At 73.1% G+C, this 13671-nt stretch carries 13 protein-coding genes; 6 read left to right on the top strand and 7 right to left on the bottom strand.

Going from position 1 to position 13671, the window contains the following annotated elements; all coding sequences use genetic code 11:
- Nucleotides 1-149: 149 nt before the first annotated feature.
- A complete protein-coding gene (gene efeO / locus BZY54_RS34770) occupies nt 150-1289 on the bottom strand; it encodes an iron uptake system protein EfeO (protein WP_086729308.1) in 1140 nt (379 codons plus the stop codon).
- Between the two features lie 445 nt (nt 1290-1734).
- Here efeO and BZY54_RS51825 point away from each other — a divergent pair, with 445 nt between their 5' ends.
- On the top strand, nt 1735-1872 hold the full coding sequence (locus BZY54_RS51825) for a hypothetical protein (protein ID WP_167414120.1): 138 nt from the start codon (nt 1735-1737) through the stop codon (nt 1870-1872).
- Nucleotides 1865-2518 (top strand): PhzF family phenazine biosynthesis protein, encoded by a 654-nt coding sequence (locus BZY54_RS34760; RefSeq protein ID WP_086729306.1) that lies wholly within the window; start codon nt 1865-1867, stop codon nt 2516-2518. The genes BZY54_RS51825 and BZY54_RS34760 overlap by 8 nt, the downstream gene beginning before the upstream one ends.
- A 24-nt stretch (nt 2519-2542) precedes the next feature.
- On the opposite strand, the gene map is transcribed toward BZY54_RS34760, so the two are convergent.
- On the bottom strand, nt 2543-3400 hold the full coding sequence (gene map / locus BZY54_RS34755; RefSeq protein WP_086729305.1) for a type I methionyl aminopeptidase: 858 nt from the start codon (nt 3398-3400) through the stop codon (nt 2543-2545).
- 58 nt (nt 3401-3458) lie between these two features.
- On the opposite strand from map, the gene BZY54_RS34750 reads away from it, so the two are divergent.
- The gene (locus BZY54_RS34750) at nt 3459-3692 is read left to right on the top strand and encodes a hypothetical protein (protein WP_086729304.1); all 234 of its coding nucleotides are present in this window, start codon (nt 3459-3461) and stop codon (nt 3690-3692) included.
- 92 nt (nt 3693-3784) lie between these two features.
- On the opposite strand, the gene BZY54_RS34745 is transcribed toward BZY54_RS34750, so the two are convergent.
- Both BZY54_RS34745 and BZY54_RS34740 read right to left on the bottom strand, forming a co-directional pair.
- Nucleotides 3785-5050, bottom strand: coding sequence for an MFS transporter (locus BZY54_RS34745; RefSeq protein WP_086729310.1), 1266 nt, complete (start codon nt 5048-5050; stop codon nt 3785-3787).
- 158 nt (nt 5051-5208) lie between these two features.
- A complete protein-coding gene (locus BZY54_RS34740; RefSeq protein ID WP_086729303.1) occupies nt 5209-5808 on the bottom strand; it encodes a hypothetical protein in 600 nt (199 codons plus the stop codon).
- A gap of 152 nt (nt 5809-5960) precedes the next feature.
- Here BZY54_RS34740 and npdG point away from each other — a divergent pair, with 152 nt between their 5' ends.
- Together npdG and BZY54_RS34730 are read left to right on the top strand one after the other, a co-directional pair.
- The gene (gene npdG, locus BZY54_RS34735; protein ID WP_086729302.1) at nt 5961-6665 is read left to right on the top strand and encodes an NADPH-dependent F420 reductase; all 705 of its coding nucleotides are present in this window, start codon (nt 5961-5963) and stop codon (nt 6663-6665) included.
- Nucleotides 6666-6866: 201 nt separating this feature from the next.
- Nucleotides 6867-7052 carry a hypothetical protein gene (locus BZY54_RS34730; protein ID WP_086729301.1) on the top strand — a complete coding sequence of 62 codons (186 nt, stop codon included), beginning with the start codon at nt 6867-6869 and terminating at the stop codon, nt 7050-7052.
- Here BZY54_RS34730 and BZY54_RS34725 read toward each other — a convergent pair.
- Entirely contained in the window at nt 7042-7842 is an 801-nt protein-coding gene (locus tag BZY54_RS34725; protein WP_086729300.1) for a site-2 protease family protein, read from the bottom strand. The genes BZY54_RS34730 and BZY54_RS34725 overlap by 11 nt on opposite strands.
- A gap of 297 nt (nt 7843-8139) precedes the next feature.
- Here BZY54_RS34725 and BZY54_RS34720 point away from each other — a divergent pair, with 297 nt between their 5' ends.
- Nucleotides 8140-11661, top strand: coding sequence for an AfsR/SARP family transcriptional regulator (locus BZY54_RS34720; RefSeq protein ID WP_086729299.1), 3522 nt, complete (start codon nt 8140-8142; stop codon nt 11659-11661).
- Between the two features lie 29 nt (nt 11662-11690).
- Here the strand turns inward: BZY54_RS34720 and BZY54_RS34715 are convergent, their stop codons facing one another.
- Both BZY54_RS34715 and BZY54_RS34710 read right to left on the bottom strand, forming a co-directional pair.
- Nucleotides 11691-12503 (bottom strand): ABC transporter permease, encoded by an 813-nt coding sequence (locus tag BZY54_RS34715; RefSeq protein WP_086729298.1) that lies wholly within the window; start codon nt 12501-12503, stop codon nt 11691-11693.
- Nucleotides 12500-13525: an ATP-binding cassette domain-containing protein gene (locus BZY54_RS34710; RefSeq protein ID WP_167414121.1), complete on the bottom strand. Its 1026-nt coding sequence runs from the start codon at nt 13523-13525 to the stop codon at nt 12500-12502. The genes BZY54_RS34715 and BZY54_RS34710 overlap by 4 nt, the downstream gene beginning before the upstream one ends.
- Between the last annotated feature and the right edge of the window lie 146 nt (nt 13526-13671).

Below are 13671 nucleotides of genomic sequence, written 5' to 3'. Positions count from 1 at the left end.
GCCACCGCGCCGCCGGCGGCGACGGCGCCGAGCGCCAGCCCGGCCCCGCCCCAGCCGATGAGGGCGCGGCGGGAGGGGGTGCGGCCCTGCGACGACGGGCCGCCGTCCCGGGTCTCGATGTCGGTCTCGGTCATCGGTCCTCGCCCCTGTTACTTGACGACGGCGGCGGCGAGCTTGGACAGCGGCTCGGCGAGCGCGTTCACCGCGTCCGAGAGCTCCTTGCGGTCGTCCTTGCCGACCTTGTCGTAGGAGGTGAACTCGTACGACGACTTGTCCGTGCGGTACTTGTCGAGGAGCGCCTCGAGCGAGGCGAACTGCTTGTCCAGCTCCTTGGTGAGGGCCGGGTCGTTCTTCGCGGCGACCGGCTTGAGCAGCTCGTAGGCCTTCTGCGCGCCCTCGACGTTGCCCTTGAAGTCGACCAGGTCGGTGTGGGCGTAGCGGTCCTCCTCGCCGGTGACCTTGCCGGTGGCGACCTCGTCGAGGAGTTCCTTGGCGCCGTTGGCCATGGAGGTCGGGCTGATCTCCGCGGTGCCGACCCGCTTCTGCCAGTCCTTCAGATCGGTGACGAGCTGGTCGGCGAGAGCCTTCTCCTCGGCGCCGATCTTCCCGTCCTTCCACAGGGCCTTCTCCAGCCGGTGCCAGCCGGTCCACTTCTGGCCGTCCTCCAGGCCGTCCTCGCGGACGTCGACCTTGGGGTCGATGTCGCCGAAGGACTCGGCCACCGGCTCGGTGCGCTCCCAGCCGAGCCGTGAGGGGGCGTAGGCCTTCTTTGCGGCGGCGACGTCCCCGTCCTTGATCGCCTTCACGAAGGTCTCGACCCGGGGCAGGGTCTCGTCGGCCTGGTCCTGGGCGTACTGGCGGTAGGCGGCGACGGCCTTGTCCAGCTGAGGGTCCCGCTCGGCGGCCGCGCCGGAGCCGGTGACGGTGAGCTTCTGCCGTACGCCGTGGCCCTTCATGCCGGGCCGGCAGGCGATCTCGTACGAACCGGCCTTGACCTCGGCTGTCAGCGTGTACTTGGTGCCCGGGCCGATGTTCTCCTTCTCCGAGACGATCCGGTCGTCCGGGAAGACGATCTCGACCTCGGTCGCCTTCGAGCCCTTGTTCTCGATCTTCAGCGTGACCTGACCGGCCGGAACGGTCTTGGTCGAGGTCTCGCAGGTGGAGTCGGCGGCGGTCACCTGGATCGCGTCGCCGTCCTTGGCGTCGCTCTTGGCGGTGCAGGCCGTCATGGCGGTCAGAGCGGCCGCGGTGGCGGCGGCGGTGACGACGGAGAGTCGGACGGCTCGCATGCAGGCTCCAGGCGGAAACGGTTGGTGAGGCTCACCTAACTTACCTGAGCCTTACCTGAGTAGTACCCGACCTGTCCGTGATTCAGCTCTCACTTGATCGGCTCGCCGCTCGTCCGGCCGTTCGGCCCACTGCTCACCGGGCCGCTAGGCCCGCCGCTCGTACGCCGTCCGATCCTTGTGCGCGGGACAAGTCCGTTACCGCCCGCGGCCTTCGCCGTCGGCACTGGCTGTCCTCCCTCGACGGCTGGCTGCTCCTCGACGGCCACGACCGGGCGGTGGCCGCGCTCGCGGAGGGCGCCACCCCGCCGTGCGTGGTGCCGGCGCGTCTGCCGGACGAGGCGGACCGGCGGCGCGAGGCCGTGCGGATCGCCGCCGCGCACGAGGAGTGCCGGCGCGCCTGGCGGCCCGCCGGCCCCACCCGGACACCGAACGCCGACGAGGCGTCATGGAAAGGCAGTTCGCCGAGGCCGTCGCCGCACTCCCCGACGAGGAGAACCACACACCCACCCGTCCCCTGACCGGCGGTCGCGCCGCCTGGGACGCACTCGCCGCCCGCCTGATGTTTGAATGCCCGCGTGACTGACTACGACGTGCTGCGCGTCTTCTGCGGGCCCCGCGGCGGCTATGGCAACGAGCTGGGCGTGGTCCGCGACGGCTCCCTCCTGCCCGACCGGGACGACCGCCAGGCGCTCGCGGCGAAACTGGGCTTCAGCGAGACGGTCTTCGTCGACGACCCCGAGCGCGGCGTCATCGACATCTACACCCCCACCCTTCGCCTGCCCTTCGCCGGCCATCCCTGCGTCGGCACGGCCTGGCTCCTGGACGTCCCCGAGCTGGTCACCCCCGCGGGCACGGTCGGCACCCGCCTGGACGGCGAGTTCACCTGGATCGAGGCCCGCCCCGAGTGGGCCCCGCCGCGCACCCTGCGCCAGTACGCCACCCCGGCCGAGGTCGACGACCTCCCCGTCCCCCCGCCCGGCGAGTGGATCTACGCCTGGGCGTGGGAGGACGAGCCCGCCGGCCGCATCCGCGCCCGCGCCTTCCCGGGCCGCGACGACGGCATCGACGAGGACGAGGCGACGGGCGCCGCGGCGTTGCTGCTCACGGACCGCCTCGGCCGGGCGTTGAACATCACCCAGGGCACCGGCTCCCAGATCCTGACGGCACCGCAGCCGGGAGGCTGGGTGGAGGTGGGGGGCCGGGTGTCCCTGGAGGGCCAGGAGCGCTGACCGGCCCGGCGGCGCGGGCGGGCGCTAGGGCAGTGTCAGGATCTCCGCGCCCGTCTCCGTCACCACCAGGGTGTGCTCGAACTGGGCGGTCCGCTTGCGGTCCTTGGTGACGACCGTCCAGCCGTCGTCCCAGACGTCGTACTCGTGCGTGCCCAGCGTCAGCATCGGCTCGATGGTGAAGGTCATGCCGGGCCGCATGACCGCGGTGGCGTGCGGGCTGTCGTAGTGCGGGATGATCAGGCCGGAGTGGAAGGACGAGTTGATGCCGTGGCCGGTGAAGTCGCGGACCACGCCGTAGCCGAAGCGCTTGGCGTAGGACTCGATGACCCGGCCGATGATGTTGATCTGCCGGCCCGGCTTGACCGCCTTGATCGCCCGGTTCAGTGCCTCGCGGGTGCGCTCGACCAGCAGACGGCTCTCCTCGTCGACGTCGCCGACGAGATAGGTGGCGTTGTTGTCGCCGTGCACCCCGCCGATGTACGCCGTCACGTCCAGGTTGACGATGTCGCCGTCCCGCAGCACCGTCGAGTCCGGGATGCCGTGGCAGATCACCTCGTTGATCGAGGTGCACAGCGACTTGGGGAAGCCCCGGTAGCCGAGCGTCGAGGGGTAGGCGCCGTGGTCGCACATGTACTCGTGCGCGACCCGGTCCAGCTCGTCCGTGGTCACGCCCGGCGCGATGTGCTTGGCCGCCTCCTCCATCGCCTGCGCGGCGATGCGCCCGGCGGTCCGCATCGCCTCGACGGTCTCCGGCGTCTGCACCTCCGGCCCGGTGTACGGCTTCGGCGCGGGCTTGCCGACGTACTCCGGGCGGCGGATGTTTCCGGGCACGGAACGGGTGGGGGAGAGCTCCCCGGGGACGAGCAGCGACTGGCCAGACATGCCAGCGAGTCTATCCGCGGCCGATGGGGGAACATGTCGATGGCGAGAGGAGCTGGTCATGCCCCTGTTCAAGAAGCGCACCGCGGGAAAGCCGGGCGAGTGGTTCTACTGCCTGCAGCACCAGAAGGTCGAGGAGGGACCCGAGTGTCCCGCCAAGGACCGGTTCGGCCCGTACGCCTCCCGGCAGGAGGCCGAGCACGCGATGCAGACCGCCCGCGAGCGCAACCTCCAGTGGGAGAACGACCCCCGGTGGCACGACGCGCCGACGGGCGGCACCACCGAGGACGAGTGACGCTCCGGGCCGCCGCCCGTGCCGGCCGCGAGAGAGTCCAAGGGGCGCGCCGGCTCGGGACCGGCTCGGCCGACCCGTAGGCGAACGAGCCATCAGACGGTGGCGGCTGCGCGTTCCTCGCGCAGCCGCACCGCGTGCTCGTTCGTCCGGGCGTCGTACCTCGTCAGCCCCGGCAGGCACACGGCCAGCAGTGCCACCGCGCCCGCGCACAGCAGCCCGCCCGACCACACCGACGCCCGTACGCTCCACCACGCGGCCACGCCGCCCGAGCGGACCTGGCCCAGTTGCGGGCCCACCGAGTAGGACAGCAGCTCGATCCCGGCGAGCCGGCCGCGCAGCGCGTCCGGGATGGTCTGGTTCCACATGGCCCCGCGGAAGATCCCGCTGACCATGTCGCAGCCGCCGGCCACGGTCAGGAGCAGCAGCACCAGCCACACGTCGCCGACCACCCCCGCCGCGGCCACCGCCAGGCCCCACAGCAGCGCCGCCAGCACCACCATCCGCCCGTGCCGGTGCACCCGGGAGGTCCAGCCGCTGGTCAGGCTGACCAGCAGCGAACCGAGCGGCAGCGTCGCGTACATCAGTCCCAGCGACCAGCGGGCGTCCAGCTCGTCCGCGAGGAACGGCAGCACGGCCAGCGGCATCGCGAGGAACATCGCGGCCAGGTCGACGACGTACGTCCCGAGCAGCTCCTTGCGGCTCCAGGCGTACCGGGCGCCCTCGGCGATCGCCCGCAGGGACGGCTTCGCGGCCTCGTGCGAGGCGGGCTGGGCGGCGATGCGGACCACAAGGGCGACGGAGACCACGAACGTCGCCAGGTCGGCCGCGTAGGCCGGGGCGAGCCCCGCGTACGCCACGATCACGCCCGCCAGGGCGGGGCCCGCCACGCCCCCGGCCGTCCAGCGCAGGGAGTTCAGCGCCGTCGCCGCCGGCAGGTGCTCGTGCGCCACGATCCGCGGCCACAGCGAGTCCAGCGCCGGCCGCTGCACGGCGCCCAGCGCGGAGGACAGGGCGGCCACCACGTACAGCGGCCACACCGCAGGACGCGGCAGCAGCGCGTCCACCAGCAGCACCGCGCTCAGCACGCCCTGGCCGACCTCGCTCCACACGATCAGCCGCCGCTTGTCCAGCGCGTCGGCGAGCGCCCCGCCGTACAGCCCGAACACGATCAGCGGCACCAGCTCCACGGCACCGATCGCGCCCACCGCGGCGGCCGAGCCGGTCAGCTCCTTCATCTGGACCGGCAGCGCGACGAAGGTGAGGAAGCTCCCGAAGTTCGAGATCAGCCCCGACACCCACAGCCGCCGGAAGTCCCGGCAGGCCCGCCAGGGCGCGAGATCGGGGAGCAGCGCCCGCAGGCCGGAGGGCGGGGCGCCGGCGGCGTTCTCGGAGCCCCCCGCGGACGCGGAAGGGACGGCGGGTTCGGCCGGTGAGGGTTCGGTGGGCACGGCGGCGTCGGTCACGTCGGGTCATGCTCAGCCGGGCGACGGACGCGGGCAACCGGTTTTCCGGTTCGCTACCAGCGCGGAGGCGGTGGGGCCGTCAGCCGTTCCGTCAGTCTGGACAGCCGGTCCCGGAATCGTCCACGCCCCCGCCCGTCCGGCAGCGCGTTCTCCCCGGCCGCCGCGCTGACCAGGTGCTGCACGGTGTCCAGGTCCAGCTCGGCACCCTCCGGCACCGCCAGCGTCTCGTGCGCCATCGCCGCCAGCTCGCCCCCGCCCGACCCGAGGGCCAGCACCGTCGCCCCGGCCCGCCGCGCCTCGTGCACCCGCCCCAGCAGCGGGACGGGCTCCTCGGGGGCCACCACGAGCAGCGTCTCGCCGCGCCGGGCCGCCTCCAGCCGCCCGAGCCCGACGGCCAGATGCGCCGGGTCCGAGGGGCGCGCGTCGTGCCGTACCAGGGTCGGCGCCAGCTCCGGAGTGCCCGACCAGGCGGCCTCGTCCACCAGGTGGGCGGCCAGGTGCCACGGCTCGTACTCCGGCGTGCCCACGAGCAGCAGCCCGCCCCCGTGCGAGACGACGGACCCCCGCAGCACGCCCGCGAACCGCCGGGTGGCACCCAACCACTCGGTCCCGGCGAGCACTTCGCGCAGCCACGCGACCCGTACGGCATCCATACGCGCGCATCCTGCCCCAAACCGCCGGGCGTGCGGGGGAGTTCGGCCTGAATTCGCCCGCCCTGGGGACAGCGGCGCCGGCCGCCAGCGAAGGCCCGGGACGTGGCGCACCTGAACGGGTGAAGGAGGAGCCGCGGACGTAGAGTCGGCCCATGACCTCTAGCGACAGTGCACAGAAGGGCCCCGCCAAGGACCCCTGGGACCTGCCCGACGTCTCCGGGCTGGTCGTCGGCGTGCTCGGCGGGACCGGTCCGCAGGGCAAGGGCCTCGCCTACCGCCTCGCCCGGTCCGGCCAGAAGGTGATCATCGGCTCCCGCGCCGCCGAGCGCGCGCGGGCGGCGGCGGAGGAGATCGGCCACGGTGTCGAGGGCACCGAGAACGCCGAGGCCGCCCGCCGCAGCGACGTCGTCATCGTCGCCGTGCCCTGGGAGGGCCACGGCAAGACCCTGGAGTCGCTGCGCGAGGAGCTGGCCGGCAAGCTCGTGGTGGACTGCGTCAACCCGCTCGGCTTCGACAAGAAGGGCGCCTACGCCCTGCGGCCCGAGGAGGGCAGCGCCGCCGAACAGGCCGCCGCCCTGCTGCCGGACTCACGGGTGACGGCGGCCTTCCACCACCTCTCGGCGGTCCTGCTCATGGACCCCGAGATCGAGCAGATCGACACCGACGTCATGGTCCTGGGCGAGGACCGCGCCGACGTCGAGACCGTCCAGGCGCTGGCGGGCCGCATCCCCGGCATGCGCGGCATCTTCGCCGGCCGGCTGCGCAACGCCCACCAGGTCGAGTCCCTGGTCGCGAACCTGATCTCGGTCAACCGCCGCTACAAGGCGCACGCCGGGCTCCGCGTCACGGACGTGTGATCCTCACGGGTCGGTCGGTGGCTCGTCGGGGCCGATGAGGTGACGTGCGGGGACCGAGGGGCGACCCTTGGGGACCGACGACCGGACCCGTAGGGACCGGCGAGCGACTTGTGCGGACCGATGGGGGTCCCTACGGGCCGATGGGGGACACTGGTGGCCGAAGAAGTACCCAGCAGTGTCCCCGACAGGAGCCGACCCGACATGCCCCGCCTCGCTCTGTATGCCCTGATCGTCTGTGTGCTCTCCGTGGCCGCGGCCGTCGTCTCCTTCGTCCAGGGCAGCTGGCTGGGGGTCGTCTGGATCCTGCTGGCGGGGCTGTCGTCCAACATGACCTGGTACTACGCGCGCCGGGGCCGGGCGGCCCGGAACGGGTCCGTCACGGGGTGAGCGAGCAGTACTCGTTCGTGCCCTGCCAGAAGCGGTAGGCCTCCTGACCGCAGTAGGTGTCGACGTCGCTGATCCCGAGGCCCCGCAGGATCGCGTCGATCACGTCGAAGAAGACCGTGTTGATCGACGGCACCCACAGCAGGGCGAAGACGATCAGCAGGCCGAAGGGGGCGAAGGGCTCCACCTGGCGCTTGACCTTGTACGACAGCCACGGCTCGATCACCCCGTACCCGTCCAGGCCCGGGACCGGGAGGAAGTTCAGGATCGCGGCCGTGACCTGGAGCAGCGCGAGGAAGGCCAGGGCGAACCGGAAGTCGCGGGGCACGCCGTCCAGCGCGTGCAGCCAGAACGGGGCCGTGCACACCGCCGCGAACAGCACGTTCGTCAGCGGGCCCGCCGCCGAGACCAGGCTGTGCCGCCAGCGGCCCCGGATCCGGGAACGCTCGATGAACACGGCTCCGCCGGGCAGGCCGATCCCACCCATGATCACGAAGATCACCGGAAGCACGATGCTCAGCAGGGCGTGGGTGTACTTCAGCGGGTTCAGCGTGAGGTAGCCCTTGGCGCCGACCGTGATGTCACCGCTGTGCAGCGCGGTACGCGCGTGCGCGTACTCGTGCAGACACAGGGAGACGACCCAGGCCGCCGTCACGAACAGGAACACCGCGACGCCAGGCTGCTCGGCGAACCCGGTCCAGGTGGCCCAGCCCGTGACGGCGGTGACGGCCAGGATCCCGACGAAGACGGGACTGAGCCGCCGGTCGCTGTGGCGGGTGGTGGCGGTGGTCATGAAGAAGGCTCCTGTGGTTGTACTGTCCGGCCGGGCCAGCCCGACCGTACCGGGCGCAGGGGAGGAACGTCTCGCGGGCGGCGGCGGGTTCCACGGGTTCCCGGGCGGGGGCGTGTGGGAAAACCCAGGTGGCTGTGGGTGTGGTGAGGCCCAGGCGGGTGTCGGTGGCTGAGTTCCTGGCGGTGTGGTGGGAGATCTCGGGCCGCTGTGGCGCGGGAACGCGGGGCGCGTTCCGGGTCACCAACCGGGTGCCGCGCCGCGCAACCCCCGTGACCGGCCCTGACGTCCCTGGAGACAATGGACCCCGTGCGCTATCGCATCCTCGGCACCACTCAGGCACTCCGCCCGGACGGTACGGCCGTCCCGGTCGGCGGGGCGCGGCTGCGTGCCCTGCTGACCGTGCTCGCCCTGCGTCCCGGCCGTACGGTCCCGGTCGGCGTCCTGGTCGAGGAGGTGTGGGCGGGCGAACCGCCCGCCGACGCCACGGGCGCGCTGCAGGCACTGGTCGGGCGGCTGCGCCGGGCGCTCGGTGCGCACGCCGTCGCCTCAGCCGAGGGCGGCTACCGGCTGACCGCCACGGCCGACGACGTCGATGTGCACCGTTTCGAGCGGCTGGCGGACGAAGGGGTGCGCGCGCTGGGTGACGGCGATCCCGCGAAGGCGGCCGTCGCCCTCGACGACGCCCTCTCCCTGTGGCGCGGCCCCGCCCTCGCCGACCTGCCCGACCGGATGGCCGAGGCGGCCCGCTGGGAGACCCGCCACCTGGACGTGCGCCGTGCCCGGTTCTCCGCCGCCCTCGCCCTGGGCCAGGCCGAGCAGGCGCTGCCCGAGCTGACCGCCCTGTGCGACACCCACCCGCTGGACGAACCCCTCCAGGCCCTGCGGCTGCGCGCCCTGCGCGAGGCGGGCCGCTCGGCCGAGGCCCTGGCCGCCTACGAGGACGTACGGCAGCTGCTGGCCGACCGCCTCGGCTCCGACCCCGGAGCGGAGCTGCGCGCACTGCATCAGGAGTTGCTGGAGCCGGGAGAGGCGCGCGGGGCCGCCCCGGCCCCGAGTGGCTGGTCCGGGAGTGGTCGTCGCGGGCCCGGCGAGCGGCGTGCCGAACGGAGTGACGAACGGCACGGCGGGCAGCGTGACGAGTGGGGCGGGGCGCTGCGCGGCCGACGGCCCGGGGAGCACGGCGGCGAACGGCCCGGCGAGGCGTTCGTCGCTCCGGCCGGCCCCGCCGTGTCTCCTTCCGCGGCCCCCGAAGCTCCTGCCGGTGCCGGCTCCCCTGCCGACGCCGCCGGCCCGGCTGCCCAGCCGCCCAGCAACCTCCGTGCCCGGCTCACCTCCTTCGTGGGGCGCGAGACGGACATCGAGGCGATCCGCGCCGACCTCGGGACCGCGCGGCTGGTCACGCTGCTCGGACCCGGCGGGGCCGGCAAGACCCGGTTGTCGCAGGAGGCCGCCGAGACGGTCCGGTCGGCGCTGCGCGACGGGGTGTGGCTGGCCGAGCTGGCTCCGGTCGACGACCCGGACGCCGTACCCGAGGCCGTGCTCACGGCCGTCGGTGCCCGTGAGACCGTGCTCTACGGCGCCGGTGCGGAGGAGATGCGCGTCGCGGTCGCCGACCGGCACGACGATCCCGTCGCGCGGCTCGTCGAGCACTGCGCCCGGCGCCGCATGCTGCTCCTCCTCGACAACTGCGAACATGTCGTCGGCGCCGCCGCCGACCTCGCCGAGACCCTCCTCACCCGCTGCCCCGGGCTCACGATCCTCGCCACCAGCCGTGAACCCCTCGGCGTGCCGGGGGAGGTGCTCCGCCCGGTGGAGCCGCTGCCCGAACCGGTCGCGCTGCGGCTGCTCGCCGAGCGGGGAGCGGCCGTACGGCCCGGATTCCGGATCGACGCGGACGACGAGACGGCGGCGGCGTGCGCCGAGATCTGCCGGCGCCTGGACGGCCTGCCCCTCGCCATCGAACTGGCCGCGGCCCGGCTGCGCATGCTCACCCCGCGCCAGATCGCCGGCCGGCTCGACGACCGCTTCCGCCTGCTCACCTCGGGCAGCCGCACCGTCCTGCCCCGCCAGCAGACCCTGCGGGCCGTCGTCGACTGGTCCTGGGACCTGCTGGACGAGGAGGAGCGGGACGTGCTGAGCCGGCTGTCCGTCTTCGCGGGCGGCTGCGACCTCGCCGCCGCGGAGGCCGTGTGCGGGCCCGCCGCCTTCACCGCCCTCGGCTCCCTCGTCGACAAGTCCCTCGTGGTGGCCGCCCCCGCGCCCGACGGCGAGATGCGCTACCGGCTGCTGGAGACCGTCGCCGAGTACGCGACCGAACGGCTGGAGGAGAGGGACAGCCGCCGGCAGGCCGAGCGCGCCCACCTGACGCACTACCGCGAACTGGCCCGCACCACCGACCCGCTGCTGCGCGGCCCCGGCCAGCGCGCCGCCATCGCCCGGCTCGAGCTGGAGTACGAGAACCTGCGCACCGCCCTGCGGCACGCCGTCGCCGAACGCGACGAGCAGGAGGGCCTGTGCCTGATCCTCTCGCTCGTCCTGTACTGGCAGATGCGCGACCTGCGCATCGAGGCCCGTGGCTGGTGCCGCGAGGTCATGGCACTCGGCCCCGACCCCTTCGCCGAACCGGTGCGCCGCGCCGCCCCGGTGTGGCAGCCGTGCACGGACACCCCGCCGCCGATGACCGGCGAGGTCCTCGCCGAGGCCCGGCGCGGTGTCCATCTCGCCCATCTCGCCTGCATGGACACCGAACTGGAGGCATGGGAGACGCCGGAGGCCAAACGGAAACTCCGTGTCATCGCCGAGGTCTACGAGCCCGGGATGCCGCAGACCTGCCGCAGTCCCGGCATGCTCTGGTTCTTCGCGGTGATCATGCTCGGCGACATGGGCCGGCTCCGCGCCATCGTCGACGCCTCCGTACGCACCTGCCGCAGCGCCCCCGGATTCGAGTGGGAGCTCGGCAACACCCTCAAGATGCGGGCGAACCTGCTGGCCAACCGCGTCGACTGGGCGGGCGACGCGGCGCGCGACGCCGACGAGGCGCTGGAGATCCACCGCCGTATCGGGGACGACTGGGGCGTCGCCGAGGCGCTCTCCGCGCGCGGTGAGGCCCACGAGCGCAGCGGCCGGCATCTGCGGGCCGCCGCCGACTACGAGAAGGCCATGGAGTACGCCGAACGCCTCGGTGCCCGCGCCCAGGTGGCGGTGCTCAACGCCCGCCTGGGCAGCGCGCTGCTGGAGGCGGGCGAGAGCGAGCGCGGCGAGCGGATCCTGCGCGAGGTGATCGCCCGGAACGACGGGGTCACCAGCGAGGCGATGGCGGCCGCCCGGCTCTTCCTCGCGGGCTGGCTCGGCATCACCGAACGCGTTCCCGAGGCGCGCGAGCAACTGAGGCTGCTGCGCGAGGAGTTCCACATCTCCCACTTCGTCGTCTTCGACGGTTTCATCCTGGGCGGCGAGGCCTGGCTGGACGCGGTCGACGGCCGTCCCGAGGACGCCCTGGACAAGTCGCGCCAGGCCCTGCGCCGGGCCCAGGACCCGCTGGCCCAGGCCATCGCGCCCCATATGCACTCGGCGTACCTGACCATCGGCGCCATGGCCGTCGCCGGTGTGGACGGCGGCCGCCGCGCCCGGGACGCCGCCCGCTGCCTCGGTGCCGCCGACGCCCTGCTGCCGCGCGGACACGTCCCCTCCGCCGTGGAGAGCGAGGTCCGCGACCGGGTCCGGACGCGGGTGCGGGCCATGCTCGGCGACCAGGCGTACGAGGCCGCGTACGCGGAGGGCGGCGGCCTCTCCGCTCAGGAGGCCGCCGCCCTGATCTGAGGCCGCCGCCCAGGTCCAGGGCGCGATCGTCAGGTCTTGGTGCGGAACTTGTGGATCGCCACGGGCGCCATCACCGCCGTGATCGCCACCGACCAGCCGAGGGTCACCCACAGGCCGTGCGCGACCGGACCGCCCACCATCAGGCCGCGGGCCGCGTCCGCCAGCGTGGACAGGGGGTTGTAGTCGGTGAAGGCCTGCAGCCAGCCCGGCATCGACTTCGTCGGCGCGAAGATCGACGAGCCGAACTGCAGCGGGAACAGCACCAGGAAGCCCATCGCCTGCACGGACTGCGCGTTCTTCAGGATCACGCCCAGGGTGAGGAACACCCACATGATCGACGAGGCGAACACGGCGGACAGGCCGACGGCCGCGAACAGGCCGGGCCAGTGGGTGATGTCGAATCCGACCAGGACGGCGACGATCATCAGCACGGTCGTCGCGAACAGCATCCGCGCCAGTTCCACCGTGATCTTCGCGAACAGCACCGAGCCGCGCCCGATCGGCAGGGACCGGAAGCGGTCCATGACACCGCTGTTGAAGTCCTGGCTGAACCCGGTGCCGACGCCCTGAGAAAGCGTCATGCTCATCATCGCGATCATGCCGGGGATCACGTACTGCACGTATCCGTCCTGCCCGCCGCCCAGGGCCTGCCCGATCGAGCCGCCGAACACGTACACGAACAGCAGCGTGAAGACGACCGGCATCAGCAGGGCGTCGAACATCGACTCCGGGTCCTGCCGGATCCACAGCAGGTTGCGGCGGATGAGGGCGCCGGTGTGGCGCAGATGCCCGCGCAACGGGATGCGAACGTCGGCGGCGGTTGTCGCGGTTGCCGTGCTCATGCGGCGATCTCCTCGCGGGCGTCGGCGGGCCGGGCGTCCTGCGGGGCACTGGCGCGGTGGCCGGTGAGGGACAGGAAGACCTCGTCCAGGCTGGGCAGTTCGGTGGTGATGGAGGCGATGGTGATGCCGCGCGCGATGACCGCACCGGTCACCGCGGTCAGCTGCTCGTCGCTGAGGATCGGCACCAGCAGCGTGCCGCTGTCGGCGTCCACGGTGGTCGTGGCGAGCCCGGTGATGCCCAGCTCGTCCAAGTCCTCGGCGAGCGGCCGCAGTTGCGCCGGATCGGCCGGCCGCACGCGCAGGGTGCGCCCGCCGACCTTCGCCTTGAGGTCCTCGATGCCGCCGCCCGCGATGACCTTGCCGCGGTCGACGACCGTCAGCTCGGAGGCGAGCTGCTCCGCCTCCTCCATGTACTGGGTGGTCAGCAGCACGGTGACCCCCTCGCCGACCATCGCCTTGACCTCGTCCCACACCTCGTTGCGGGTGCGCGGGTCGAGTCCGGTGGTCGGCTCGTCGAGGTAGAGGACGGCGGGCCGCCCGATCATCGAGGCGGCCAGGTCGAGCCGCCGCCGCATACCGCCGGAGTACGTGCTCGCCGGGCGGCGGGCGGCCTCGGTGAGGGAGAAGCGCTCCAGCAGCTCGTCGGCGCGGGCGCGGGCGTCCTTGCGGGACAGGTCGAGCAGCCGCCCGATCATGTAGAGGTTCTCCCAGCCCGGGAGCTTCTCGTCCACGGACGCGTACTGGCCGGTGAGCCCGATCACCCGGCGCAGCTGCCTCGGCTGGCGCACGACGTCGTAGCCGGCGACGGTCGCCTGCCCGGCGTCGGGGGCCAGCAGCGTGGACAGGATCCGGACGAGGGTGGTCTTGCCGGCGCCGTTCGGGCCGAGCACCCCCATCACGGTGCCCTCGCGCACGTCCAGGTCGACGCCGTCCAGCGCCTTGGTCTCGCCGTAGTGCTTGACCAGTCCCCGCACGGTCACGGCGTGGCCCGTGCCGCCGGGGTCGTTGTCGATTCGCTTCATGGGGACGACTGTCCCAGCCGCCACCGACAAACCGCCGACATCCCACCGACAGCCTCGCCGCCCGCCGACATCCCGCCGACAGATGGGGCTGCTTGGGGGCGCCGGTGCGTTTTGCGTTTGTGGGTGGGCCGGGGTCGCCTACGGGT

It is taken from the genome of Streptomyces carpinensis (assembly GCF_002154505.1).
Lineage (GTDB): Bacteria > Actinomycetota > Actinomycetes > Streptomycetales > Streptomycetaceae > Streptomyces > Streptomyces carpinensis.
Note: the sequence above shows the minus strand (reverse complement) of the source record. Positions and strands in the feature narration are given on the sequence as shown.

Coding starts and splice junctions, on each gene's coding strand:
- npdG (WP_086729302.1), top strand. CDS start 5,961: ATGACCTCTAGCGACAGTGCACAGAAGGGCCCCGCCAAGGACCCCTGG.
- BZY54_RS34740 (WP_086729303.1), bottom strand. CDS start 5,808: ATGGATGCCGTACGGGTCGCGTGGCTGCGCGAAGTGCTCGCCGGGACC.
- BZY54_RS34715 (WP_086729298.1), bottom strand. CDS start 12,503: ATGAGCACGGCAACCGCGACAACCGCCGCCGACGTTCGCATCCCGTTG.
- BZY54_RS34720 (WP_086729299.1), top strand. CDS start 8,140: ATGGACCCCGTGCGCTATCGCATCCTCGGCACCACTCAGGCACTCCGC.
- map (WP_086729305.1), bottom strand. CDS start 3,400: ATGTCTGGCCAGTCGCTGCTCGTCCCCGGGGAGCTCTCCCCCACCCGT.
- BZY54_RS34725 (WP_086729300.1), bottom strand. CDS start 7,842: ATGACCACCGCCACCACCCGCCACAGCGACCGGCGGCTCAGTCCCGTC.
- BZY54_RS34730 (WP_086729301.1), top strand. CDS start 6,867: ATGCCCCGCCTCGCTCTGTATGCCCTGATCGTCTGTGTGCTCTCCGTG.
- BZY54_RS51825 (WP_167414120.1), top strand. CDS start 1,735: ATGGAAAGGCAGTTCGCCGAGGCCGTCGCCGCACTCCCCGACGAGGAG.
- efeO (WP_086729308.1), bottom strand. CDS start 1,289: ATGCGAGCCGTCCGACTCTCCGTCGTCACCGCCGCCGCCACCGCGGCC.
- BZY54_RS34750 (WP_086729304.1), top strand. CDS start 3,459: ATGCCCCTGTTCAAGAAGCGCACCGCGGGAAAGCCGGGCGAGTGGTTC.
- BZY54_RS34710 (WP_167414121.1), bottom strand. CDS start 13,525: ATGAAGCGAATCGACAACGACCCCGGCGGCACGGGCCACGCCGTGACC.